The organism is Verrucosispora sp. WMMD573 (genome assembly GCF_027497175.1).
Lineage (GTDB): Bacteria > Actinomycetota > Actinomycetes > Mycobacteriales > Micromonosporaceae > Micromonospora.
In genome coordinates this window covers 1,737,153-1,761,952 of the sequence record NZ_CP114901.1, presented here as the reverse complement: position 1 = coordinate 1,761,952, position 24,800 = coordinate 1,737,153, and the positions used below count along the sequence as shown (strand labels likewise).

Genomic DNA, 24,800 nt, shown 5'->3' with positions numbered 1-24,800 from the left:
CCGTCGCTATCGCAGGCCGTCGAGAAGCATCTGGATCGGCAGGGTGAGATCCGACGAATGCGATCCGTCCGGCTTCACCACGTAACCGAAATGCTCCGGTCCACGGCTGACATAGTCGCTGTCCCTATCGTGTGGGCTGAGTGGCCGTCCCAAGGCTGAGAGCCCCACGATGGACGGCGCGTACCAGGTGGACCGCACAAACGCTGCAAGCATCGGCAAACGTTCTTCTAGAGCCGCCGCCGGCGTTCCATCAAAGTCGAGTTCGTCCCAGCACGTGAGCAACACACCAAGCCTTGGACGATCAGCTTGCCGCCCAGTCGCTGCGCCGCCCACAAAAACCAGCATCTGCAGGAGTTCGATGAGCCGAGCCTGATCAGAGATTTGCAGCTCCCGGTTCTCAATCGCCGCCCCGCGTAGATCCCCAAGCGGGCGCGAGAAGATGTCTTCGCCGAACCGCGTCTGCTGAAGGCGGATCAACAGTAGCCAGGCGGGCGCCTGTCGCACACGCGACTGCCATGCGTTCGACACCCGGCGGGAGGAGATCATGCTCTTGATTTGCTCGCCGCCGTAGTCGGGCCAGACGAGCTCCGCTTGGTGTCCAGCTACATCGGCGACGGGCCAAATGCTGTCCATGTAGGTTGAGGTGGCGGTGTGTCCGGCTGCCTTTCCTTCGTTCAGACTTTCAAGGGCTGACTCGAAGGGCTCGAGGTTCGTTGCCTGTCCGCTCATGCGCAGGCGACCGTCACCCTTCATCAACCGCCTGAGAAGCTGTGCGCCGAAATGTGTCTTTCCGACCCCGCTTTCACCGAGCAGCAGAATCGAGTCGCGCGACATGGTCACGACGTTCTCGCGCCAAACATGAAAAGTGGATCGTTGCTAGTCGCTGACGGGGAAGGCAACTCCACGCGCGGACGTCGTATCGCCAAGATCCAGTCCAAGAGCTCAACCAAGCCGACACCAACCTCGTGCTTACCAGGACCACTGGAGACAACGCTGACCGAGAACTCTTCAGCGTCGGGCATGGTACCTCGCACCGCCTCCCGAACTGACTGCTCTATCTGGTTGGTGATCTCGATGTCGGACTTCGTCCAGACCAACGCGACTGGGCGTCCCCGCCGCTCTGCAGCCACTCGGCGGGCCAGGAGCTGCAGAGCCCCGCGGGCCGACCCCATGTTCTCGCCGGACAACGCCTCTCGATCGGCAACGATGAGCAGGACATCGGCGTGGGCCGAGACCCAGCGCGCTCCGGCGCCCTCGGCCGAATCGCGGTTGACCGACCATCTCTGAAACCATTCGCCGGGTGCGTCGGTCATTAGGTAGTCAGTGACCCGAGCCAGCCTCGCGTCCCAGAAGGACAGATGCAGCAGCCCCGGAGCACGCCCGCTCCGGCTCGTTGTGTGGGGCGGAAAGCTCGGCGGCTGCCCTGGATTCCAGCGCAGTGATCCCGCGACCGCCTCCCATCCTGTGAGCGAGAAGGATCCGGCGAACTGACGATCTTCGAGACCAACGGCGCCGCGACCGAGTAGTAGGTACCAGGCACCTAATAGCGTGGTCTTGCCCGCGTTTTGCTGGCCGGCAATTCCGACGACCATCGGGCGCGCGCGACCCGCGACGAAGCCGAGGTCCGCCAAACCCAGCGCACTTCCCGACCACGGCAGCAGCACCTCATCGGTCGGCTCGACGTCAATCGAGTCCGGCGTCGCGCGTCCCGCCCATTCAGAACACTTCGACAAGTTCAGATAGCCGAGATCGCAGCCGATCTCCGGGGCGAAGCAGGCCTGTCGCGTACATTTCTGCATGATGCCTAGCTCCTCCGCGACCGGCGTATGGCGTTCGAGCCACCCTTCGAAGCCCTAGCCGCCTGTAGCTCACGGAAAACCCAACTAGCCCAGCCCGGCAGCGTGAGCTGCGCGTCTGGCGGCACCCCGGTCAATCGCCGGAACTCCGCCTCGGCGCACGCCGCGGGCACGTCGGGATAGGCGATCAAAGCCAGAAGAGGACCTCGGCCCTCAGGCGGAGAAATCACGACGGCTCCGGCGGTGCGAAGCACAGCCAGCCCAGCCTCCGTTTGCGCTTCCGCCACCAACTCGCGCAGCGGGTAGGTCTTGTCCTGATCGATCGAGGGAAGACCTACCACGGCCTCAGACAAGAAGGCTGCCACGCTCGCTGGGGAGAACATCGGGACCTGCTGATGTAGGTCGAAGGCCATCAGCGTCGCCGCAGTGGCCGGCGGCAGATCCCGGTAACTGACCCGGGTAGTCGGGGAGAACAGGGTTTCCTTCCACCAGAGCAGGTTGGTCCGTCGCTGCAGACCGGCTGTGGCGGCGGTCACGGTATTGAGGGTATTTTCGACATAGCTGGAAACGCTCGCCGCCAACGCTTGGAGCGGGTCCGAAAGATCCGCTTGTTCGATCGTGGTCTTGCTGGCGACAGCATCGATGCCCTGAGCCACGGCATCGGCCATGCGGTCGCCGAACTCGGTTACCCACTCCCTCGGGTTGTTCTGTGGCCAGTGAGGGTTTCCGTTCGTAGCCACAACGCCCTGTTGGGGATCACTAAACTGCGGTCCGACGGCCGCCCGAAACTGCTTCTTGAGGTAATCGCGGCCAGCGCGTGCCGTCGTCACCGTCGGCGCTTTCAACTCCGGAACTTCGAACGCCATGGCCGGAACCGCAATCGAGGACGGTATTGCCCACTCGGTCTCGGCGCGCGCGTCGACTCGTTCCTCGATCTCTGTGATCACGTCGGCCCAGATTTCCCGCTCGTCCCCGGCCTCGATGAATGGGAGCGCGTTGCGTGCCGAGGCGACGACGGCCACGCCTATGCGATCGTCGTCCGCTGCGGCCTGCGCCAGGGCATCCAGGAGCATCGCCCGGACCACTGCGACCGGGGGGCCAGAGAAGGTGTTGACGTAGGTCGCCCAGCGCTTCTTGAGGGCGGCGAGAGCGTCAACAACGACCGGATCCTCGACGGGCGCCTGAGGGTCGAAGGCCACCAAGGCGTAGGCCAACGCCTTAGACGACGACTTCCTCAGGGATCCGGCAAGATCACTTGCGGTCAACCTGAGTTTCTCGAGCTTGGTGTCGTCTCCGCCGACATCGATCAGCCCGCTGCCGAGAAAGCGGAGCAGGACGTCCTCACTCACTTTGGCCCCCAATCACCCCGTCGGCGCTCCCTCTGCCTCGCCAACTAGTTCTTCGGCTAGCCCAGACGACGATCGAGTGCGACCGGGCTGGCTGAATCTACTTCCTCGATCTTGCCTCGCCTTAGCTAAAGGATCGAGGCCGTAGCATAGATGAAACATCAGGTGTCGCCGCGATTCGCTCCTCCGCCCGGCTGGCTCGGCCCACCCAGTCGACAGACCGGCCGAGCCGCAGGTGTAAGTCCTTGTAGATGACGAGACTTTCCGCCTGCCGAATCAGCGGACAGTCGGCGGTCCGCTTCGGCCAACACCCATGCTCTCCTATAGGCACGCCGCCCTCGGCACTAGACGCGGAGACGTACTGCCTCGCGATTCGCCGGGGCGGCGCGCGTTATTGGGTCCAAGCGCACGGCCGCCAAGACGTCGGGACCAGTCAACGTCCGACCCAACAGCGTCCGCCACGACGGCCGCGCAAGGCCAAGCACCGGCTGCGCCGCCGCCCTCGGCTGGGCGCCACCTCGCCACCCTGGCCTAACTCCCTTCACCCGCTGCCATCCCGGAGGTGGCCGGGCACCGGTCACTTACGGGCAAGAGGCGGCCCCCGAACACCTCGACCTCGCAGGTTGCCGGTGCGAGATCGACGTCGTCGGTCTCCAGGTGCAGGTTGATCACGTCGAAGCCGTCTCCCGATAGGGCGGCGCGGGCGCCTTGAGCGACTCCGAGGCATGCGGTGACGACGCCGACGAAGGCCGCGCCGACAGCGGTCCCGGCGACTTGTACCGATCCGCAGGGATCGCGTCGCTCAAGGTCGGCGAGGGCGGCCGTGGGAGCACGTCGTTGCTGCGAAACGCCATCCTTCCAGCTGGGTGTCTCGTCACTGGGGACCTGAGCGGGGAATCGGCGCAGGAGCAGGGCGTTGAAATCGGCCGGTCCGACGCCGAGTCCGGCGTCGATGGCGAGCCTCCAGCCGACTCCGGAAATGAGCCTGCGAGGATCGAGGCTGTCGACGCCGAGCAGCGCGACATGGTAGTCCCCGTCCAGCACACGGTTGGTATGATCGAGTCGCCGATCGAGGATGACGACGTCGTAACCGGCCCGCTCGAGGACCGCCGCGGCCAGACGGGTCTTGCGGACCGGGTCCGGGTTCGCCGGAGTGAGAAGCCCGGTGCTGTGGTTGGCGTCCACGACGCGCTGGGTGTCCTGCAGCACCACCTCGACCCGGGCCGGGTCGGCGTAGGTGAGCCAGGACATCACCCAGGCGTAGGCCTGGCCAAGGTGACCGAGGCCTACGATCCACCAGGCTGCCGGTGCGTGGGTCAGCTCGGGCCCGTCGGCGCTGGTCCCCGGCTGCCAGAGGTTGACGGTGATGGTGCGCCAGCCGGCGTCGCTGCCCGGGCGGTTCCGGATCGCGCCGAAGGCCTCGTGCACACCGAGGGCCCCGGCGGCGATCGCGGCCAGCACGTTGCCCTCGACGGCGTGGTCGGTCCCCGTGTCAGCCGGATGGACGTGAGCGGTCCAACCGCTCCACCTGACCCGGAGCCGGACGCCACCGGCGGGTGCCGGAAGCGCAGCATCGCCGAGGTACAGCACGGGCCAGTCCACCGGGACGCCGGTCAGGTCATCGGCGTGCCGGGCACCTTCCCGATCGATCATCTGCACGATGCTGTACCCGCGGTGCGGCCCGGCGGTCAGTGGCACCTTGCCGTCTGTGATCACCATGACCTGGCCGAACGCGCGGACCGCCGTCGCGACGGCCGTGCACAACGCGGCCTGGCCGCGCACGTCCGCGGCCACGCTGCCCGCGACGATGGCCATACCCGTCGCGACGTGCGCGTCGAGCGCGGCCTTGACGGTCGCCTGGGTTCCATCGTGCACTGCCAACAGGGCGGTGCGGTTGAAGGTATCGGTGATCGGGATGGTCATCGTCTCTCCTGAAGTTGCCGACGGCGCAGGCGGGACAGCAGCTGGCGCCACCACGGTCTGAGTTCAGCGGCCAAGTGCCGTTCGGTCACGAGCAGGAGCTCGGCGACTTGTTTTCCGTAAAAGGACGCCCAGTCGCCGTTCAGCCACAGGTGGACCCCGAGCGGGGACACGTCGGTGACGCCGGCCGCGAAGTGCGGGGCGATCAGCGCGACGTGGCCGTCCCGGGCGACCATGGGGTGCGCAGCGTCAACGCGGCTCTGCTGAACGCGGTGGGCCGGGTGGGTGTGGATGTCGCCGACCACGCGCCGCCCGTCACGGCGGCAGAGGTCCTGAAGCCTGGTGTAGCCGGCGGCGTGGAAGTCGATTCGCCCGGTGAGGCAGTCCGGATCGAGGTCGTCGTAGAACGCGATCGCGGTGACCGGCTGGGGCAACTCATTCTCGGGGTGGGACCGGTCAGTGAGCAGGAACGCGCCGCTCTCGCGGTGTCCCTGCCCCCGCTCGGCCAGCCCGGCGAGCAGGACGTCGAACAGGTGCGGTGCGATCGTCAGACGGGCGGTCACCGGGCAAACCCGCTCTGAGGCATCGTCGCGCAGGACAGCTCCCGGTGCAGTTCCCGCAGGTAGAAGCCGATCGTGCGGTTCGCGTTCCAGGACCGCTCCGGGCGTTCGGTGGCCCAGTTCGAATGACTCGTGATCCCGGCTCGGTCGCAGGCCAGGTACGGCGCGTTGTTGTTCGACGGCGACCACTCGGGGCGGAAGATCTCCGGGTTGCGTCCCGAGATCGGCCACTCGGCCATCGGGAGCGGTGCGTCCGCGCTGATGTTCCAGGGCTGCCCCGCCGGCGCTTGGAGCGGGTAGTCCTGGACGTTGAGTCGCATGCCCAGCTCCGTGTCCTCGCCGACCGCGATGGCCACCGTCAGGAACGGCCAGGTGAGATCGACGATGCGCCAGGACCCGGCGTCGACACCGGCCTCGACGTCGGCGGCCGACAGATGCCGGCGCAGACGTCGCAGGTTCGGGTCGACGCCGGGCTCGGACGCCGCTCTCATCCCTGCGGCCGGACCGTGTGGACCAGGTCGACCATGGCGCTGCAGGTGCGCCCCGGAACAATGGTGGTGACGGGCGCGTTCAGGTCCAGGTCCTCAGTCTCGCCGGGGAGCCGCAGGACCAGATCGGCCGCGGCAGCCTGGCTGATTCCGAACGCCGCGATCGCCCGCTTGCGGACCTGACGCAGCCGGATCGCCGGGTGGACCTTGACCACCTTGTCGGCGCCGCCGTACCCGACCGTGACCGCGATCTGGCGGCAGGCCGAAGTAGCCAGGTGACCCGGCCGCCCGGCCAGAGCCGCCTCGACCGTCGCGGTCACGTCGAGCTCGGCCTCGTCGTCGACCGCGAACGCCTTTTCGTCCTCCTCGAGGACGAGAAGGTCACCGAGCCGCACATCGGGCTCGACCTCGCAGGTCTGGGCGACGGCATCGCCGGTCGTAAACATGTGGATCCTCACGTCTGCTCCTCTGCTTCAGCGGGGCCGTGTCGACGGGCTCCGCGGTCTCGGAGGCCGCCGGTAGGGCACCAGCTAACTCCGAGATTCTCCGTTTCACTGAGACCAGTGAAACAGGTGGCCGTGTCCGGCGCAACCCCCGAAGCGGCCTCTGGTCCACTTCGGCGTCCCGAGGGCGTGCAGGCCCCGTTTTAGCTGTCATGCTTGGTGTGTGCGCATCGAGTTGGCCGGCCGGAACCCCCTCCGACGCCGAGAGCTGAGAGCTGACTTTCACGGCGACATGGGGAACCTGGTGCTCGACGCGCGAGGACTGCAGTGGGTCAGCCCGCTTGAGCTCGCCGCCATCGTCTCGATGGGGACCGTCGGCGCTGCCGACGGCCGTGGGGTCCACCTGCTCGTTCCTCACGATCCGAAGATCGCGTCATATCTCGTGCGGATGAACGTTGTGGAGTTACTCAAGCCCTTCGCCGAGATCGACGGGTCAGTCCCACCCCAGGGGCGGCGCGACCACTCCGACAAACTCCTCGAGGTTGCCAAGGTCACGCCTACCAACATCGACGACGTCAGCGCGACACTCGGCCAATTGGTAAAGGCGCAGCTTGGACCGGACGCGGGAAGGGCGGCCTTCCGCAGCCTCGCCGAGCTACTCAGCAACGCCACCACACACGGCCTCAGCAAGACCGGCGCATTCACCGCCGCCCAGCTCTACAGCGGCACCCTGAGCCGCACGCCTGGGTTCGAGTTCGCCGTCTGCGACTCCGGCGCCGGGATCCAAAAGGTCCTTTCCGACGCCACCAACCAGGATCTGGAAGGACCCCCGGCTCTCGAGCTAGCGCTGAACGGCGGCATTAGACGCGCCGAAGGGCGAGGCCACGGACTACCGAACCTGTGGCGGCAGGCCATCCTAGGCGGCAACAAGGGAGGTGAACTCATGCTCCGCAGCGGAGACGCCGTCGCCACCGCGAAGCTTCGCTCGGAACCCACCTCGATCTGCAGCCGCGTCGCCGAACCGGTGCACGGCACCTGGGCCTGGCTCCGCGTCCGAGTTCCGTAACGGGCCGTAACGTGTTTCAATCAGTCAGGTGAAACCGGATCCCGCTACGACCGTCACCTACGACGTCGGACAACACCGGGCGTTCCTGTCAACCAGGGAACGCGGCAGGAAAGTGCTTCACGACCTAGAAGACCACATCCCGCCTGGCACCAGCCTTCTCGTCATCGACTTCACCGACGTGGAGGCGATGACCGTCAGCTTCACCGACGAGTTCCTCCGCAAGTACTACTCCACCCTCGCCACGCAGGACGACGGGCCGACCTCCGTGCTCGTCACCGGACTCAACAACGACACCCGCGAAACTATCGTCATCGCCTTCGAACGCCGCGAACTTCTCGCACTGGAGCGACTCGGTGATGACCTTATGCTGCTCGCGGCGTCGGAAGTTCTCTCGGACACCTTCAAGCTCGCCAGGACGCTGGGAACTTTCACCGCGACGACGGTCGCTGAACAACTCGGCATCACCGCCCCCAACGCAAATAACCGACTCAAACGCCTCGTCGCGGCAAGAGCGCTCGTCCGGCGGCGCGGGGTAGCCGAACGCGGCGGCAAGGAATTCACGTACTCCGTACCCGAAGTTTGAGCCTCTGGCGTTACGTCTCCTTCGCGGCTCCGGCGCCCGCATGCGCGGCTCGTCAGCGCATCACCGGAGCGCCCCACGAATTGCCGGCAGGCAGGCAGACTGGGGCACCGAGCCCCTGATACTGCGACGGCAGTTCGTCAGTGGTAGCCGTGGCGTCGGTAGTGGCAGGTTCGGGCTTGGGGTTGGCGTCGTCGGCGCCATCGCGACCAGGCCCAGACATGCTCTGGTGGGTGGGTTGATCGCACTGCGAGTGCGGTGAGGAGTCTTCGGATTTTCGGTACGGTGTAGCTGATCATCATGTCGTCGTCGGTGCCGGTTCCCCTTTTTGCGGAAAGGGATCGGGCGACGGACAGCCAGGCGTGGGCGGCCATGGACAGGGTGTGTGGCGTACCAGGCTCGCCAGTCGCGGACCCGGCATTCGTCGAGGCCGGCTTCGTTCGTGGCCTGTTGGAAGCACTCCTCGATCGCCCACCGCGCCCCCGCCATGCGGGCCAGGTCGACCAGGCGGGTGCGGCGGGGTCCGTAGACGTAGTAGGCGATCTCCCCGGTGGTCATACTTCGCCGGGCATCCGCGGCGAGCGCCGCCCAGAGGCGGCAACAAGCTCACCGGACATCCACCGGGTTAGCGACATCGCTAGTCACCCCTTCGAGCAGTCAGTACTGTTCAGCTCCTCCTACCGTTGCTTGGTTCTACTATGTCAGCGTGAGTCGGGCATTCATTACAATCCGGGTTGTTACCCGCCGAAAGCGAGCCGTGGAGACGATGCGCGACGAAAGAGGGCGCGAACTTTACGTCCGCGCTGCAGTCGCTACCCCCTTCGCGAGCAAGGGGACGGGTAGACCTTGACCAACGGTTTCGAGACCCGTCCACATGAGGTCAGCCGACAGACCAGCGCCAGCGGACCCAATCGCAAGGCGTGGGCGCCTACTGGGAGTAACACATGTCACGGGGATCGCCGTTCAAGAGTTGCTCTTGTCGTGATGAGAACAAGAACAAGATCGGCGCCGCATGTCCGAGGCTGCGTCGTGCCTGTGGTGCGTGGAGCGCCACCCACGGGACGTGGGCCTACCGGATCGAGCTGCCGACGCAGCCCGATGGCAAACGGTGGCAGCTGCGACGTTTCGGTTTCGCTACCCGTGAAGCGGCCCTCGTTGACCGTGGCCGCGCACAGTCGCTACTCGAACTCGCTGGTGACGACACTACAGTCGGCAACGATATCGCGCGCATGCTCAAGGACACTAAGAGCGGTCGGCCGTTTCCCGATCGGGATTGTGTTGTCCGCCGCGTCCGCGCCGGGCTCGTGGCATCTGCGGCGATGCCCCTGGGTGACTACCTCTGGCAGTGGCACGCAAGTCGTCGCAAGATCCAACCCACCACGTTGGTCAGTTACGAAACCCATATCCGTGTTCATCTCGTTCCACACCTTGGTCACATCCCGATCGATCGGCTCCGAGTCGGCCATCTCCAGTCGATGTTCGACAGCATCAGCGACCGCAACCTCCAGATCGACATCGCCCGCTGCAGTGATGACGTCCAGGTCCGAGCGTCGGTCAGGGGGGTCCGAAGGACGGGCCCGGCAACGATGCAACGTATCCGCGCGACCCTGCGTAAGGCTCTCAACGATGCGGTACGCACCCATCGACTCATCGAGTTCAACCCCGCCGCGTACGTCGAGTTGCCGTCGGTTCAAGCACCGAGGGCGCGGGTATGGACCTCCGCCGCCACGCAGCAGTGGAAGGAGACGGGACTACGGCCCAGCAGCGTCATGGTGTGGACACCCGAGCAAGCCGGCGCGTTCCTCGATCACGTCGAGGACCATGACGTCTTTGTCTACCCCATCGTCGCTCTCATCCTGCACCGGGGCCTGCGTCGCGGCGAAGCACTCGGCCTGCGCGACGGCGACGTCGACCTGGAGGGGAGGACCGTGACGATTACCCAGCAGCTCACGACCGTCGGCTATCGACCAGTGATCAAGACCGTCAAGAGCTACGCCGGTGACCGCATCATCGCGCTCGACGCCTCCACGACCACGGCGTTACGCATCTACCAGGAGCGGCGGGAACGCCGGCGGGCCGACGCCGCCTGGCCGAAGACCGGGTTGTTCTTCGTGCGACCTGACGGTCGCCAGTGGCATCCTGAGCAGGTCAGCGATCGCTTCGAGCGACTCGTCGCAGGTTCCGGGCTGCCGCCGATCCGGCTGCACGACCTGCGGCACTGCGCCGCGACGTTCCTCAAGGCGTCCGGATCCGACCTCAAGGACATCCAGGAAGTACTCGGGCTGTCGAGTATCACCGTCGCTGCGAACACCTACACCTCGGTCGTGCACGAACTCGAGTCCGAACGCGCCAAGGCCGAAGCCGCCTCTGCCCTAGTACCACGCCGATCAGGTGCCGAAGTCGGCACATCTGCGAGGCATCCGCAGGAGGACGACACAGGTGGGCCGCCGGGGACTCGAACCCCGAACCTATGGATTAAAAGCCCTCAAGGTGCCATTGATTCAAACTTGAATCAACGCTCTCACCTGCGCAAACGGGGTCTTGGTTCGTCCACTGTGTACCGGAGGTGCCTCTTGGGTGTTCGCGTGTTGGCAACGTGTCGCTACGTTGAGCGAGAGAATCCTCAGTTTCGGTTACGCAGAGCGACGGCGCAGCTGGCCGAAACCCCAAGAGCGCGGGCGTACGGCGGGGCGCCATCTCGCGTATTACTACCGCGCGCCCGCTCCACCTGTCGTGCAAGAATGAGGTTTGAGCTGCAGAAACAGCGCGCGGCCTATGCCTAGTTGGCAAGGGCGCCCGGCGGACGGGTGACTCTGCTGAGGTCCGGTATCGTGTCTGATACGGGCCGCTAGCTCAATGGCAGAGCTGTGGACTTTTAATCCATAGGTTCAGGGTTCGAGTCCCTGGCGGCCCACCACTTCCCAACAGGGAATATAGCTGAGCATCAACCTCCCACGTGGAGGATGTGAGGCACATGTGGGGCACGGTCAAGCCCCATGCTGTTGGTCGTGGCGGATCGCCGGAAGCTCGGATTTCGGACGTAAGGATTGAAAGTTTTCAGGACTGGCCTTTGAGCTAGGAAGAGAAACTTTTGGTCTACCGAAGTAATGTTGAGTTTTACCTGTTCAAGGGCTTGAACAGAGCCGGCGGCGAGGGCGCCCTGCCGGTCCGCGCATGCGGCAGGTGGTCACGATGACCGCCGCCACCAGCAACGGCACGGTTTTCCCACGGTGTGCGTGCCGGTCGGCCGAGACCGGCCGGCAGGTGGGCGCCCAGTGCCCGCGGCGCGGCCAGCCGGGTCATGGTCGCTGGTACTACGACGCGCATGTGCCCGGCCCGGATGGCCGGCAGAAGCGGCTGCGGCGGGGAGGGTTCCTGACCCGGGCAGCGGCTGAGCAGGGCTTGGCCGAGGTCCTCGACTTGGACGGTCCGGACGCCATGGCCGAGACCTGGATGATGAAGCGGTGGTTGGAGTACTGGCTGTCGCTGTCGGAGGATCGGCTGCGTCCGTCGACGCTGCGGGCGTACCGGTCGGTGGCCCGCAGACATCTGATCCCCTGGCTGGGCCGGTTCCGGGTGGCGGACCTAGACGGCCAGCGCGGGGTCAAGACTGTGCAGCGGGCGGTCGACGCGATCAGCCGGCAGGAAGTAGCCGACGGTGATCTGATCGCGCCGGGCACGGTGCACCGGGTGGTCTCGGTGCTGCGCAGCGCGCTGAGCGAGGCCCGCCGGCAGGGCCTGGTCTCGACGAACGCGGCGTGGCGGCTGCGCCTGCCGCGAGGTGCCCGGCCGCTGGCGGTGGCCTGGACCCGGGAGCGCGAGAAGCTGTGGCGGGCCACCGGTGTCAAGCCGCCGGTCGCGATCTGGGAGGTTGAGCACGCCGCGAAGTTCCTTGACGGGGTGCGGGAGGATCCGTTGTTCCCGCTGTGGTGGCTGATCTCTCTACGTGGGCTGCGCCGAGGCGAGGCCGTCGCGGTACGCGGCACCGACCTGGACGTGCCCCACCGCGAGCTCAGCGTGCAACGGCAACTGCTGATCGTCGACGGCAAGACGCACCTCGGGCCGCCGAAGTCCGCCGCTGGCGTGCGAACGCTGGCGTTGGACGAGTTCACCAACCAGCTGCTGCGCAAGCAGCGCCAGTGGCAACGGGACCGGTTCGCCGGGACCGCACGCAACCCGCATGACTACCTGTTCACCCGCCCAGACGGCCGGCCCATACGGCCAGACTGGCTCACCCGCCGCTTCCACACTTTGGTCCGTAAGCTCGGGCTGCCGCCCGTCCGGCTACACGACCTGCGGCACGGCGCAGCCAGCCTGGCCGGCGCGGCCGGGGTCGAGCTCAAGGTGATCCAGCATGACCTGGGCCACTCCAGCGCGGTCACGACCGCGGACACGTATTGGACGGTGTTCCGGGAGTTGGCGCAGAAGGCGGTGACCGCGACGGCAGAGTTGCTCCGGTCCCACGCCCGTGTCAGGTTGAATTTGGGTGCAGCGTCCCAGGCTTAAATCGCCATTAATCGAGCAGCAGCTATGAACCGACGTTCAAATGGGAGACCGAGGTTAACCATCTGTTATCGTCCATTCAGGATAGTTGTGTTGCAACGACTGGTTGAAACCGTTCAAGCAGCCGAAGCACGCGCCAAGTCAGCCCGCGACGAACTGGCCAAGGCGGTACGCGCGGAGCGGAAACTGCGCGCCGAGGCCGAGCAGCGCGCCGCCGCTGCTGCGGAACTCGCCGCCCGATGCGCGCCGCCGCTGCCGCGCAGGTTGCCACGCCGCGCCCCAAGCACTGCCAGCTCGGCGGCACCCGAGGGTGTACCGCGTCGGCCGAGATCAAGATCGCCGACTCGTGGGGCGACTCCGCGTGGGGCTGCCCCGCCCACGTCGAGGAAGCCATCCTCAACGTGCGGTCGGTGTTCATCGCCAGCGAAGAACTCGGCGGCCTAGCCTCCTACCTCAACCGCTGACCACTGCTGCACCTGGCGCTGTTCTGCCACGGCGTCGAATCCGTCGACCTGGCCCATCGACCACTGGCGCGCCCTACTGAAGCGCGCCCGGACCGCCGGCACCTTCGCCGGCGTCGACCCCCACCGGTACCCCAGCGACCTCGCCCCCTTCTTCGAACACCGCAACTCGCTGCGAGCATTGCCCGACCACGAGCCGATGCCGGATCCCCTACCCCTGTTCGACATCGAGGAATTCCTCACGGCCCAGAGCCCGCGATACCCAGCCGTACGCCTCAAGAAAGACGTACGACCTGACTGTCGCCTGTCGGCGACAACTGTGACCGCTCGCGGGCGGCTGCGCTCGCACACTGGCCGCCTGGCTGGCAGCGTAAGGCGTGGGGAACAACGTCCAGGTGCGCGCCTCCTTCACCACCACTCAGTACGGCCTCGTTGCACGGACGGGGCCGCCCCGGTCGCTGGGGCGGCCCCGAATCCTCCTCAGCTCAGGCGACGAAGATGCAGAACGGATGTCCGGCCGGGTCCGCGTAGACCCGGAAGGGTTCGTCGGGGCCGTTCTTCTGGTCGGACAACAGCCGACCCCCGAGAGCTAACACCCGCTCGTGCTGCGCCTTTAGCTCCTCGATCGAAGTCACGCTGAGATCCAGATGCAGCTGCTGCGGCACCGAACCGTTCGGCCAGGTCGGTGCCGGCAACTGGTCCACCTGCTGGAAGGCCAGCTGGGGGGCGCCTTCGGCGGTCCTCAGCACGAGCCAGTCGCCGCCGCGCTCGTCGGCCCGCCCCGGCCCCGGCGGCTCGTCGCCGGGACCATACACCAAGCTCAATAGCGACCGATAGAACTCCGCGAGCGACCTGGCATCGGTGCAGTCGAGTACCACCTGACACAGCTTCAGGACGTTTTCCCGGTCAGCCACATCGATCACCTCCAACGCCCATTCTGCACCAAGATGGTCAAAGGAGCACGGCAGACACTCGTGGCCCCACATCAGCCGACGCGAGCGCACGTTACCCGATTCTTCGCCACTTAAACTTCAATCTGGCTCTTGCAGCGTCCGAATCGCAAGTGCTACGGTCGGTCATGAAATATTTACACATGGCAATTGCCGGGCGCGTTACACCATCGCCTTGAAAAAGCCACTTGCCAATTTCAGCAAAATATCGGTTTTCGGTCGACGCTCGGCACATCCGGGCATGGTTCGCGCTGCGGGAGAATGCTGTGGAAATTCGTCAACTACGGGCGCTCCTAACCACGGTGGACACCGGAAGTTTCACCGGGGCGGCGGTCCGGTTGGGAGTGAGCCAACCCACGATCACCCATCGGATCAAGACTCTGGAGCGGTCCCTCGATGCGGTCCTCTTGGAGCGGATGCCCGGCCGGGTCCGGCCCACCACGAGCGGTCGAACTCTCCTCCCCTATGCCCGCGAGATCGTCCGGTTGGCGGAGGAGGCACAACAGGCGGTCGCTGTCCCCAGTGAGCCCCACGGACGGGTGAGCGTGGGATCACCGGAGACTCTGACCAACCACCGACTGCTGCCGCTGATCGAATACCTATGCGTACGCTATCCGAAGATTGATTTTTCACTGCATTCTTTAGAGCCGCAGGACGCCCTGAGCCGCCTCTGCGACGGGCAGTTGGACTGCGCCTTTCTGATCGGGGTAGAGCAGTCCCACGAGGATCTCGAATTCAGCATTCTCCGGCCGGAACCTCTGGCATTGGTGGCAGCGCCGGAGAACGGTCCCGGCCAGCCCGCCGACACTGAGGACATCTTCAGCACGATGCTGGTCTGCTCCGACGTCGACTCCCGGCACTGCCTGACCTTCCCGCTCCAGGGCAAGCCCTTCCCGGCCCCACCCCGCCGAATGTTGAAACTGAATTCGTTGGAGGCGGTCAAGCGCAGCGTCGCGAACGGGGTGGGCGCCGGGCTGCTACCCGAGGTAGCAGTGTCCCGGGATATCGCAGCAGGCGTCCTGCGCAAGGTGCCCTGGAGACCGCCGATCCAGACGTTCACCCAGGCGGTGTGGCGGCGCGGTAGCATGCCCCACACCGCCTTGCAGGTCGTGCTCGCCGCCGCCGAACAGGTGATCCGGGAGGACTAAAGTTGCCCCGTCACTGCCCAATGAGCGCGGCGAGCAGCTTGCGCTGATCGGTCTTGCCGTGCTGGTTGACCGGCAGCGCATCGGCCACGCGCATCCGGCTCGGTGCCATGTACGACGGCATCGACCGCAGACAAAAGGCCATGATGTCGCTCTCCTCGACCGGCGGCGCGTCGGCGGCGAGAACCACGAACGCGGCGAGCTCCGGCTCCCGATCCGGCGGTGTCACCACGACTGCCACGGCCTCGGCCACACCCGGAAACTTGAGCAACCGCCGCTGCACCTCGGCCAACTCCACCCGGTTGCCGCGGATCTGCACCTGCGAATCAACCCGTCCGCAGAACCGCAGCTCGCCGTCCTCCCCCCGGTAGGCCAGGTCACCGGTGCGGAGCACCCGGTCGCCGGAGCGCGGTTCGACCGGGTCGGGCACGAGGGCGGCGGCGGTCGCCTCGGCGTCGCCCCAGTAGCCGGAGAATAGCGCCGGGCTGCGCAGGTACATCTCGCCGACGGCACCGACCTCCTTGATCGCTTCGCCTTCCCGTACGACAAGCAACTCGGCGCCGACGTGTCCAGAGCCGATCGACAGCCGGTCGAGCTCCTCGGGCAGCGGGTTCGGCACGTCGGCGAAGCTGGCCGCCATCGACTCGGTCGCGCCGTAGCAGTTGATTAGCCGGGCCGCCGGACGCAACTGCTGAAGCAGGCGCAACTCGTGCAGCGGGAAGTCCTCGCCGCAGAACAGCACGCCGCGCAGGTCGGTCAGCTCGGCGATCTGATCGGGAACGTGGCGCAGCGCCTGCCGCCAGATCGACGGAACGCCGTTGACCTGGGTGGCCCGGGTAGTACACAGGACCTTGAGGAAGCGGGTGGGCCAGCGCAGCAGCGTCCGCGGCACCGGTACGACCGCCGCGCCGCTGCCCAGGGCCAGGCCGATGTCGAGCAACGAGAAGTCGAACTGGAGCGGTGCAGTGGAGGCCACCCGGTCATCTACTGCGACGATGCGCTCGGCGAGCATGCCACGGTAGAAGGAAACCACCGCCCGGTGGCTCATCACTACGCCCTTCGGTCGACCGGTGGTTCCGGAGGTGAAGATCATGTAGGCCGGGTCGGTCGGCGTCACCGTCCGGCGCCGGCGTGGCCGGGGCTCCGGCGGGATCGGCACGTGGATACCGTCGGGTCCGAACCAGCCTTCTCGGGGACCGGTGTCGGCGGGCGGGGTGGCGAACAGGCACAGCGTGGGTTCGGCGAGGTCCGCGATCGCGGCCCGCCGCTCGGCCGGCGTCTCCGGGCTCACCGGCACGAACGGCAGCCCCCGCGACGAGCAGGCCAGCAGGAGCGCGATGGCCTCCGCCGAGGTGTCCGAGACCACCATCACCCGATCGCCGACGTCAAGGCCGTACCGGTCCAGTGCGGCGGCGTGGCGCTCGGTGGCGGCGGCCAGCTCGCCGAAGGTGGTGTGCCGGGTGCCGCCGTCGACGTACTCCACGACGGCCGGCTTCTCCGGCAGCGTACGCGCCGCGGCGAGGAGAAACTCGTCGAACCGTTCGTCGGGACGGTGCGTTACACGGGGTCGTTGCGGGGACATGGGGCCTCCTGCTCAGCGGTTGGCGGCGGGGATCGGCGCAATCAGCAGTTGCCGGCGGGGACCGGCGGTACGGGGGCCTCGGGCACGGCGCGGTGCGGTCGCCCACCGACGAGTACCAGCGGCTCGTCCGCGCCGGTGCGCAGCTCGCACACGGTGCCGACGACCAGTGTGTGGTCCACGGCCGTGAGGGACTCGCGTAGCTGGCAGACCATCGTCACGGCGACGCCCCGCAGTAGTGGCACGCCGTGGTGCAGGCGGTACTCCACCGCGTCGAAGCGGTCCCGGGCGCTGCCGGCGGCGAAGCGGGGGACCAGCGCGTCCTGGTCGCGGGAGAGCACGTTGACCGCGAAGCGGCCGGCCGCGAGCAGGTCGGCGAGGGTACGGCCACCGGTCCGAAAGGCCAGCAGCACACTCGGCGGCGCCACCGACAGCGACATGAGCGAGGTGGTGGTGCATCCCACCGGGCCGCCGGGACCGAGCGCGGTCGTGATCGCGACGCACTTGCCCAGCCGGGACATGGCGGTGCGAAAGGCCCGCTCGTCGACTGCCGTCTCAAGGCTGATCATCGGTACACCTCTGTCCTGGTCGTCAGCTCGATGAGCCGGTCGAACGCCTCGGTGAGCACTCCGTGCCGAGGGCGACCGCGCCGGGCGGAGTCGGCGGCGAACCGTAGCGCCTTGGGTAGCTGAGCCCAGGTGGCGGCCAGCGTGGGTTCGCCGCGCCGGGTCAGCCGGTGACCGTGGTGCCGGGCGGCCGCCCACAGGTCGTCGGCGTGCCGATCCAGGGCCTGCCCATCGGCGACAAACCGGTCACGCAGCCCGGCCAGCGCCGCCGCCGGCTCGCGCAGCCACTCGCCCGGCCACGTGACCTCTCCACCGCCGCCGGGGCGTAGCCACCGGTACTGGCTGGGGTCGCCCACCTCGGTGGGGACGCCCAATGCGTAGACGTCCCGGTTGTGCTGGTGCGTGTCACGCCGGCCGAGCGGCGTCAGCGCGGCCCGCAGCGTGTCGTCGTCGAGCCACCCCGTGAAGGGTCGCTGTTCACCGGCGGGCAGCAGCGCGGCGAACCGGTCACTCACCCGCCACCGACCGTCCCGGTGCTCTTTCAGGACAAACCAGTGGCTGACCGACTGTGATCGATGCTGCGGCGACCAGGGCAGGTGATAGGTGTTGCCCACGACGATCACCGAGCCGTGCTCGGCGAGCTGCCGGCCGAGTGCCGCACGAGCGGTGGCCCAGTCGCCGGTGGACGCGTACGCCAGCACCCCGTCGTCGACGCGGTCGTGGTGGGAGAAGGCCAGCGCGCCGTCCGGGGCGTCGAGGTGGACCCAGAGACGCACCGAGTCGGCGAGCCGGTCCGCGGCGGTCGGTCCGAGATGATCGACGAGGGCGGTCGTGTAGCAGGACAGTTCCGGCATCATCGGTGCCTGCCGTCCCACGCGCACGCCACGGGCGGGCCCGCAAGGTCGCGTATTTTGCGCCAACGCAGCCCGCGCCAGGCGCCCTCGTCCTGATCCGGTGGCACGTCGATACGCCATGGACGACCGCCGATGCCCGAGCCGTCGACCTTGACGCAGGCTTCCTGGACGGTCCAGATCTCGGTAAAGACCCGATTGCGCCGGTACGGCGACAGCGCGGCCAGCTCGTCCAGATAGGCGCGGGCGCACCGGCGCAGCATCGGCGACGGGACCGGGTCCGGCGGCGTCTGCACGTCGACACCGACCCGACGGCCGCTGGCCACGCCGACCGCCACGTCTTCCTCGTCGTGGGAGATGCTAACGCCCACGCCGGGCCAGCCGGCCAGCACCGGCTTGCCGTTCGGGCCGGGCACCAGGTCTGCTCCCGCGGCTGGCGGCACCACCTCGGCGAGCAGCGACCTCAGCAGGGCCCGCCCGCCGAGGAACTGCCGGGCCCGCCAGGGTGCCATCTCCCCGGCCGCGGCGCGGTCCGCCCGCGTCGTGCCGTCGGTCGTGACGCCGCCCGCTGCCGCCCAGACCCCAGGGCCGACTTCACACGCCCTCATCGGTCCAGCCCCGCGAGGATGTCGGTGGCGGCACCGCTCATCACCGACAGCACGACCTCGGTCGTGCCGCCGCCGATGCCGAATAGGGCGGCCTGGGCGCGCAGTTGCTGCGGCCCACCTGTCCGGAAGCCGTACGCGCCCTGGAGGTGGGCGCACTCGTCGAGAACCCGTTCGAGAGTGCCTGCGGCGCTGGCCTTGAGCATCGCTGCGGCGGGCGCGTCCCGGCCGGACGCCACGGTCCCGGCCAGGCTGTCGGTGAGCGCCCGGTGCTGTCGGGCGCACAGCAGGGCGGCTGCGTACCGCTGGCGGACGCCCTCCAGGTGCCAGAGGGTGCCGTCGCCGTACCGGCGGTCCTGGAGGTAGCGCAGGGTGTCCGCCAGGACCCGCCGGCAAAGCCCTACCGCCCACAGCGCCCCGGCGAGCCGTTCGACGGCGATGTGGGCGGCGAATCCGCTCATGCCCCGACCGATCCCGCCGACCACGTGGTCGCGACCGAGCCGGACCCGGTCGAAGGAGAGATGCCCGGCGCCCGAGCCGTCGAAGAGGTCGGTCTCGGCCGCCTCGGCGCGTACGCCGGGAGCGGTGGCGGGTACCAGCAGCCAGGTGAAGTTGGTGAAGTGCGGGCCGGGCCGGTGCCGGGCGAGGACCAGCAGCGCGTCGCACCGGGTGGCGTTGGTGATCCAGCGCTTGGTCCCGGTGAGCTCCACGTGGTCCTCGTGCAGCGTCACGGTCGTGCCCAGCGAGGCCAGGTCGCAACCGGCGACATCGTCGGTGGCGGCCAGGGCCACGACGGCGTCGCCGCGCAGCGCGTCCGCCAGCGTCCGGGCGGCCGGACCGGCCACGCCGGCCAGCAGCGGCAGGCAGGTGGCCAACGGCACGCAGACCGCGAGCGTGGTCCCCACCGGGCAGCGCTCGTCGACGGCGGTCAGCAGCGCGCCGAGCGCGGCCGGGTCCACCCCCTGCCGGGGATCACCGTCGCGGTACACCTGCGCGAGCAGGCCCGCGGCGCCCAGTGCCCGCCACGCGTCCGGCCCGGTCGCGCCGGGACCGAGGGCGTCGAGGACCCGGGGTGCGTCCGCCGCCGGATCGTCCAGCACCGTCGGGAGCGTCATCAGACGACCACCTTCGTGTGCTGGCCGGCACCGGCCCGCTCCACCGCGCGCCACAGGCTGCCGGCGGTCGCGAAGGTCGAGTCGTTGAGATCCTCGTCGGGCAGCGACACACCGAGTTCGTCCTCGATGGTGAAGAGCAGGTCGATGGCCTTCATCGAGTTGAGGCCGAGGTCGTGCAGGCGGCTCTCCTCGGTGACCGGTCGACCGTTGAGGTACGGCAGGTAGGGGACGAGCAGGTCCTGAAAGGTCTGGTTCACGGCTTCTCCAGGTGGTCGGGCCGGGTCGCGAAGACGTCCCGGTCGGCGGCGAGGGCTGCGGCCAGGTCGGTCAGCAGCGTGCCGGGTGCGGGCCGACCCCGCTCCACCCGGCGCAGGGCGATGAAGGCGGTGGCGGTGAGCTGGTCCCAGCGGCGCAGGTGCGCCTCCGCGTCCAGGCTCTCCCCCCGGTGCAGGCGGTACGCGGCGTGCAGCTTGCGGGCTCGGCTCATAAGCCACGTCTCGGCGGTGAGCCGCCGGGCCGCGGCGACCGGGTCACCGCACCGCGCGTACGCCTCCAGGTAGGCGGCCGGGTCGTCCAGGCGTACCGAGAGGGCGGGCGCTCGGTACTCGTCCGTGACGGTGTAGACCACGGCCAGATCGGTGACGGGCAGCCGCGCCCACGGCAGCGTCCAGCTGCCGGGGCGCGCGGGACCCCAGGCGGTCTCGTTGTCGTAGGCATCGCCGATCAGCGCCTCCTCGCCGTGCAGGGCGACGAGGTAGCTGTGCTCCATGTGGCTGTGGCCGGCGTACGGGAGCCACGGCATGTGGTAGCTGTCGCCGACGGCATACACCACTGCGGCCCGTTCCGCCATCACGCGCAGGCCGGCCGGGTCGAGGTGGCGGTGCTCTCGCTGGGCGACCAGGCCGACGTGCCCCGTCAGCTCGGCCAGGTGCTGGCGCACCGGCGGGTCGACGGTGGGTAGCCCGTCGGTACCGAGACGCGGCTGAAAGCGCAGAGTCGCGCCGAGGGCGAGGTGGCGCCCCGGTTCGCCCCACCGGTCGGCGAGGACGGCGAGGTTGGCCTGGATGCAGTCGAGCAGTTCGGTACGGACCCCGGTGGCGACGGCGGCGGTCACGACGGTGCTCCCACCGGCCGCAGATTGGCCACCGCGCGGGCCAGTGCCTCGTCGGGCGGGGACTGGTCCTCCACGCCGCCGGCGAGGAAGTGCTCGTACGCGGCTAGGTCCAGGTAGCCGTGCCCGCTCACGCAGACCAGCACGCCCTGGTGGGCCTCGCCGGAGGCGGCGATCCGCGCGGCCGCGGCCAGGGCGTGCCCGGACTCGGGCGCGGGTAGGAGGCTCTCGTGCCGGGTGAGCAGTCGTCCGGCGTCGAGGGCGTCGGCCTGGCTGACCGCCACCGCGTCCACGTCACCGGTGTGCCGCATCGCGGAGATGAGCTTCGCGGCCCCGTGGAAGCGCAGGCCGGCGGTGTGCGCGTCGGGGATCTGGTAGTCGCTGCCGATGGTGTACATCGCCTCCATCGGGCCGCTGCCCGTCGCGTCGGTCTTGTCGTACGCGTAGACGCCCCGGGTGAGTTTCGGGGTGCTGCTGGACTCGGCGGCCACCAGCCGGGGCCCCTCGGCTCCGGCGGCCCGGGCGGCGGCGTGGAACGGCAGCGCGATGCCGCCGAAGTTGGAACCGGCACCGACGCAGCCGACCACCGTGTCGATCCGCGCGTCGAGCTCGGCGAGCTGGTCGGCCGCCTCCAACCCGATCACCGACTGGTGCAGGATGCTGTAGGTCTCGCCACTGCCGATGCAGAACGCGACGCCGTCGTGGTCGGCGGCGTACTCGACCGCCTCGCCGATGGCGAGGGAGAGACTGTTGCCGGCGGCGAGTTCCTCGCTGGCGGAGACCTTGGTCAGGCCGCTGGGGCTGGCGTGCACCTCGGCGCCGAGCATCCGCATCAGCACCCCCCGATACGGCTTGCGACGCAGGCTGGACTCCACCATGAAGACCCGGCAGCGGAGCCCGAACAGGGCGCACGCGGCGGCCATCGCGGTGCCCCACTGGCCGGCGCCGGTGCCGGTGACCAGTTCCTCGACGCCGGCCTGACGGTAGTAGTGGGCCTGGGCGAGGGCGGTGTTGAGCTTGTGGCTGCCGGAGATGTTGACGCCCTCGTTCTTGACGTAGATCGGCACCCGCGCGCCGACGGCCTCCTCGAAGCCGCGGGCGCGCCACAGCGGGGTCGGCCGGTATTGCCGGTACCGCTGCACGACGGGGGCGGGGATGTCCCAGTACTCCCTTGTGGAGACGCTGTGCCGGACCAGCTCGACGGGAATATTGATCTTGACTTCGCCGCCCTCGCGTCGCGGCGTGACGTCCGGCGGCAGCGGCTCGGCCAGGTACGGCAGGACGCTGCGCCAGCGGGTGGGCACCTCGGTGGTCACGGCTGCACCTCCGCGGCGGTCACGACGTCGATCAGGTCGCCGACGGTGCGGAAGCTGCGGCCCACGAAGAGGTCGTCCGGCAGCGTCGCGTCCAACTCGTCCTCGATCCGCACGAGCATGCCGACGAAGCCGAGTGAGTTGACGTGCAACAGGTCGCCGACGAGCGGTTCGTCGTCGGCGATGGCGTCGGGCGGAACGGACAGGCGTGACTCGGCGACGACGATCTTCTTGACGACGGTGGCGACGGCCGACCGGTCGATTGACAGGTACGCAGGCATGATCTCCCTCTCCAGGGACGAACGGACAGGACACGGGTCAGCCGCGCAGCGCCCCCGAAGCGTCGGTGACATAGCTGTAGGTGACGAGCGCGGCGAGGGTCACCGGACCCCGGACGTGCAGCCGACCGGTGGCGATGGCGATCTCGGCGCCCAGGCCGAGGGTGGGACCGTCGTGCAGCCGCAGCGAGCCGTTGACGACCACCATGGCGGCGTCGACACCGCGCCGGAACGTGTCGGTGACCTCCGGATCGCGGGCGAGGACTCCTTCGGTGTGTCCGGAGCCGTGCGCACGGATGTGCTCCAGGGCCGTGGCCGGACCGTCGACGCCGACCAGTGCGACCACCGGTTCGAGGAATTCCCGGCCGATGTCGTACGGTCCTAGCGGTTCGGTCCGCAGCCCGGGTGCCACCGGGACGCCGACCCCGGGGTCCACCCGGAGGGTCAGCGTCGCCTCGACCTCCTTGAGCCGCCGGGCCAGCGCCTCCAGGTATGCCTCGGCGACGGCCCGGTCGACCAGCACCGTCTCCACCGAGGTACAGCCGGCGGGCTCGGGAAGCTTGCTGTCCAGCGTCACCCGGGCCGCCAGGTCGAGGTCGGCGCTGCGGTGCACGTACAGGTGGTTGACCCCGCCACCGCTGGCGATGAGCGGAATGGCGCTGGTCCGGCAGGCGTCGACCAGCGCCGGGCTGCCACGTGGGATCACCACGTCCACCTGGTCGGGCCGTTTCAGCAGGGCGCGCAGCAGCCGCCGGTGCGGGTCGTCGAGGACGGTGACCAGCCCGGTCGGCAGCCCGGCCTCGGCCAACGCGGCGTGTACGGTCCGCTCCAGCGCGGCGTTGGTGGCGGCATTCTCCCGCCCGCCGCGCAGCAGGACGGCGTTGCCCACCATGACCGGCAGCAGCGCCCCGTCGACGGTGACCGTCGGCCGGGCCTCGTAGACCATCAGCACGACGCCGAGCGGGCGGGGCACCCGGTGCACCGTCCGCGCCGCGCCGGTGACCGGGACCTCGACCTCGACCACCGTTTCGACTTCCCGCCGGGCCTGTCCGGTCAGCGCCACCATGCGGTCCCGGTGGTCGTCGGTCAGCCGGAGCCGGTTCACCAGGGTGGGGGCCATGCCGGCCCGTTCGGCCTCGGCGACGTCGTCGTCGTTGGCCGCCACGATCAGTGGCCAGTCGGCGACGAGCCGCCGGGCGAACGCCCGGCAGTAACGGTGGTAGGCGGAGTCGCCTACCGGCGGCGCGGCGGCGTACGCCGCCCGCGCGGTGGCCAGCAGTTCGTCAGGCACGGGTCACCTCCGTCGCGGTGAGGAACGCGTCGAGGTGACCGAGAAGCAGCGGCAGCCGTTCGCGGTCGAAGGCGGTGAAATGCCCACCGGGCAGCGGACACACCGTCAGCTGTGACGTCGCTGATCGCCACGCCGCAAGATGAGCGACATTCTCCTCCTGCGCACAGGGCAGCAGCAGGGTCGGGCAGTCGTGCCGGCCCGCCACCCGGTAGGCGGTGACCGCGTCCAGGTGGGCCTCGACCGTCTGGGCGACCCGGTCGGCGGGAAATCCGCCGTTCTCGGTAAGGGACGCGCGGACCCGCTCGCGCCAGCGCCGCGCGGCCGACGGGTCGCGGTCGATGCCGGCCGAGGGGCTGTCGACCATGACGACCCGGGGTCGCCGGCCCGACGAGGAACGCAGCCGCGACGCCAGTTCCCACGCCACGACGCCGCCCAGCGACCAACCGAACAGCAGGTCCGGCGGGTCGGGCAGGCTGTCCAGCAGGTTCAGGTACCGGTCGGTCATCGCGGCGACGGTGGTGTCCGGCGTCTCGCCCGGCGCGAGCCCGTGGCCGCGGATGCCGAACACCGGCCCACGGCGGCCCAGCTTCAGCACCACGCCCGCGTACGCACCGAGGCCGCCGCCGGCTGGGTGGATCAGGACGCTAGACATGCCGGACCGGGGCCGGCCCATCGGCAGCAGCATCGGCTGCGTGCCGTCCAGGCCGTTCACTGCTTCCACCCGCAACCAGTGGCGAGATTCATGGGCGACGCACTCCTTAGGGGTGTTGGACCTGACGTAGGTCTATTTCCGTGCTTACCGCAGCCATAAACAATGCCGCCCTTCTGATCGA

General features: G+C 68.5%; 25 protein-coding genes, 1 tRNA gene and 1 pseudogene. 7 read left to right on the top strand and 20 right to left on the bottom strand.

Translation table 11 applies throughout. From position 1 onward, the window contains the following. Positions 1-6: 6 nt before the first annotated feature. The 7 genes from O7601_RS08155 to O7601_RS08125 all read right to left on the bottom strand — a co-directional run bounded on the left by O7601_RS08155 (position 7) and on the right by O7601_RS08125 (position 6,568). Positions 7-834: a hypothetical protein gene (locus tag O7601_RS08155; protein ID WP_281565586.1), complete on the bottom strand. Its 828-nt coding sequence runs from the start codon at positions 832-834 to the stop codon at positions 7-9. A gap of 2 nt (positions 835-836) precedes the next feature. Then, positions 837-1,799 (bottom strand): hypothetical protein, encoded by a 963-nt coding sequence (locus O7601_RS08150; RefSeq protein WP_281565585.1) that lies wholly within the window; start codon positions 1,797-1,799, stop codon positions 837-839. 5 nt (positions 1,800-1,804) lie between these two features. Continuing rightward, positions 1,805-3,145: a GTPase-associated system all-helical protein GASH gene (locus O7601_RS08145; protein ID WP_281565584.1), complete on the bottom strand. Its 1,341-nt coding sequence runs from the start codon at positions 3,143-3,145 to the stop codon at positions 1,805-1,807. Positions 3,146-3,673: 528 nt separating this feature from the next. Then, the gene (locus O7601_RS08140) at positions 3,674-5,065 is read right to left on the bottom strand and encodes a hypothetical protein (RefSeq protein WP_281565583.1); all 1,392 of its coding nucleotides are present in this window, start codon (positions 5,063-5,065) and stop codon (positions 3,674-3,676) included. Continuing rightward, entirely contained in the window at positions 5,062-5,625 is a 564-nt protein-coding gene (locus O7601_RS08135; protein WP_281565582.1) for a hypothetical protein, read from the bottom strand. Before O7601_RS08135 ends, O7601_RS08140 begins: the two co-directional genes overlap by 4 nt. Continuing rightward, the gene (locus O7601_RS08130; RefSeq protein ID WP_281565581.1) at positions 5,622-6,113 is read right to left on the bottom strand and encodes a hypothetical protein; all 492 of its coding nucleotides are present in this window, start codon (positions 6,111-6,113) and stop codon (positions 5,622-5,624) included. Before O7601_RS08130 ends, O7601_RS08135 begins: the two co-directional genes overlap by 4 nt. Further along, positions 6,110-6,568 carry a hypothetical protein gene (locus O7601_RS08125; protein ID WP_281565580.1) on the bottom strand — a complete coding sequence of 153 codons (459 nt, stop codon included), beginning with the start codon at positions 6,566-6,568 and terminating at the stop codon, positions 6,110-6,112. The genes O7601_RS08130 and O7601_RS08125 overlap by 4 nt, the downstream gene beginning before the upstream one ends. 277 nt (positions 6,569-6,845) lie before the next feature. Between O7601_RS08125 and O7601_RS08120 the strand changes: the two genes are divergently transcribed. Together O7601_RS08120 and O7601_RS08115 are read left to right on the top strand one after the other, a co-directional pair. After that, positions 6,846-7,619, top strand: coding sequence for a hypothetical protein (locus O7601_RS08120; protein WP_281565579.1), 774 nt, complete (start codon positions 6,846-6,848; stop codon positions 7,617-7,619). A 28-nt stretch (positions 7,620-7,647) separates the two neighbouring features. Beyond that, positions 7,648-8,202 (top strand): hypothetical protein, encoded by a 555-nt coding sequence (locus tag O7601_RS08115; RefSeq protein WP_281565578.1) that lies wholly within the window; start codon positions 7,648-7,650, stop codon positions 8,200-8,202. 323 nt (positions 8,203-8,525) lie between these two features. Here the strand turns inward: O7601_RS08115 and O7601_RS08110 are convergent. Continuing rightward, a pseudogene (locus tag O7601_RS08110) lies at positions 8,526-8,769 on the bottom strand (IS701 family transposase); the annotation flags it as partial. 374 nt (positions 8,770-9,143) lie between these two features. Here O7601_RS08110 and O7601_RS08105 point away from each other — a divergent pair. From O7601_RS08105 to O7601_RS08090, 4 genes are all read left to right on the top strand, one after another. Next, entirely contained in the window at positions 9,144-10,982 is a 1,839-nt protein-coding gene (locus tag O7601_RS08105) for a site-specific integrase (protein ID WP_281565577.1), read from the top strand. Between the two features lie 59 nt (positions 10,983-11,041). Continuing rightward, a tRNA-Lys gene (locus tag O7601_RS08100) sits at positions 11,042-11,116 on the top strand. 275 nt (positions 11,117-11,391) lie between these two features. Next, positions 11,392-12,705 (top strand): site-specific integrase, encoded by a 1,314-nt coding sequence (locus O7601_RS08095; RefSeq protein ID WP_281565576.1) that lies wholly within the window; start codon positions 11,392-11,394, stop codon positions 12,703-12,705. Between the two features lie 236 nt (positions 12,706-12,941). Beyond that, positions 12,942-13,166: a hypothetical protein gene (locus O7601_RS08090; protein ID WP_281565575.1), complete on the top strand. Its 225-nt coding sequence runs from the start codon at positions 12,942-12,944 to the stop codon at positions 13,164-13,166. Positions 13,167-13,648: 482 nt separating this feature from the next. On the opposite strand, the gene O7601_RS08085 is transcribed toward O7601_RS08090, so the two are convergent. Then, a complete protein-coding gene (locus O7601_RS08085; protein WP_348650258.1) occupies positions 13,649-14,086 on the bottom strand; it encodes a VOC family protein in 438 nt (145 codons plus the stop codon). A gap of 293 nt (positions 14,087-14,379) precedes the next feature. On the opposite strand from O7601_RS08085, the gene O7601_RS08080 reads away from it, so the two are divergent. Further along, positions 14,380-15,261 (top strand): LysR family transcriptional regulator, encoded by an 882-nt coding sequence (locus tag O7601_RS08080; protein ID WP_281565573.1) that lies wholly within the window; start codon positions 14,380-14,382, stop codon positions 15,259-15,261. 10 nt (positions 15,262-15,271) lie between these two features. On the opposite strand, the gene O7601_RS08075 is transcribed toward O7601_RS08080, so the two are convergent. The 11 genes from O7601_RS08075 to O7601_RS08025 form a co-directional block, all read right to left on the bottom strand. Beyond that, positions 15,272-16,840, bottom strand: coding sequence for an AMP-binding protein (locus O7601_RS08075; RefSeq protein ID WP_281565572.1), 1,569 nt, complete (start codon positions 16,838-16,840; stop codon positions 15,272-15,274). A 41-nt stretch (positions 16,841-16,881) separates the two neighbouring features. Continuing rightward, a complete protein-coding gene (locus O7601_RS08070; protein ID WP_281565571.1) occupies positions 16,882-17,406 on the bottom strand; it encodes a flavin reductase family protein in 525 nt (174 codons plus the stop codon). Continuing rightward, a complete protein-coding gene (locus O7601_RS08065) occupies positions 17,403-18,278 on the bottom strand; it encodes a hypothetical protein (protein WP_281565570.1) in 876 nt (291 codons plus the stop codon). Before O7601_RS08065 ends, O7601_RS08070 begins: the two co-directional genes overlap by 4 nt. Continuing rightward, entirely contained in the window at positions 18,257-18,766 is a 510-nt protein-coding gene (locus tag O7601_RS08060; protein ID WP_281565569.1) for a 4'-phosphopantetheinyl transferase superfamily protein, read from the bottom strand. The genes O7601_RS08065 and O7601_RS08060 overlap by 22 nt, the downstream gene beginning before the upstream one ends. Positions 18,767-18,858: 92 nt before the next feature. After that, the gene (locus O7601_RS08055; RefSeq protein ID WP_281565568.1) at positions 18,859-19,974 is read right to left on the bottom strand and encodes an acyl-CoA dehydrogenase; all 1,116 of its coding nucleotides are present in this window, start codon (positions 19,972-19,974) and stop codon (positions 18,859-18,861) included. Continuing rightward, the gene (locus O7601_RS08050) at positions 19,974-20,231 is read right to left on the bottom strand and encodes a phosphopantetheine-binding protein (protein ID WP_278178627.1); all 258 of its coding nucleotides are present in this window, start codon (positions 20,229-20,231) and stop codon (positions 19,974-19,976) included. Before O7601_RS08050 ends, O7601_RS08055 begins: the two co-directional genes overlap by 1 nt. Next, positions 20,228-21,088 (bottom strand): hypothetical protein, encoded by an 861-nt coding sequence (locus O7601_RS08045; RefSeq protein WP_281565567.1) that lies wholly within the window; start codon positions 21,086-21,088, stop codon positions 20,228-20,230. Before O7601_RS08045 ends, O7601_RS08050 begins: the two co-directional genes overlap by 4 nt. Beyond that, positions 21,085-22,401 (bottom strand): TrpB-like pyridoxal phosphate-dependent enzyme, encoded by a 1,317-nt coding sequence (locus tag O7601_RS08040; protein WP_281565566.1) that lies wholly within the window; start codon positions 22,399-22,401, stop codon positions 21,085-21,087. Before O7601_RS08040 ends, O7601_RS08045 begins: the two co-directional genes overlap by 4 nt. Beyond that, a complete protein-coding gene (locus tag O7601_RS08035) occupies positions 22,398-22,679 on the bottom strand; it encodes an acyl carrier protein (RefSeq protein ID WP_278178624.1) in 282 nt (93 codons plus the stop codon). Before O7601_RS08035 ends, O7601_RS08040 begins: the two co-directional genes overlap by 4 nt. A gap of 37 nt (positions 22,680-22,716) precedes the next feature. Continuing rightward, positions 22,717-23,967: a glutamate-5-semialdehyde dehydrogenase gene (locus O7601_RS08030; RefSeq protein ID WP_281565565.1), complete on the bottom strand. Its 1,251-nt coding sequence runs from the start codon at positions 23,965-23,967 to the stop codon at positions 22,717-22,719. Beyond that, a complete protein-coding gene (locus O7601_RS08025; protein WP_281565564.1) occupies positions 23,960-24,679 on the bottom strand; it encodes an alpha/beta fold hydrolase in 720 nt (239 codons plus the stop codon). Before O7601_RS08025 ends, O7601_RS08030 begins: the two co-directional genes overlap by 8 nt. Between the last annotated feature and the right edge of the window lie 121 nt (positions 24,680-24,800).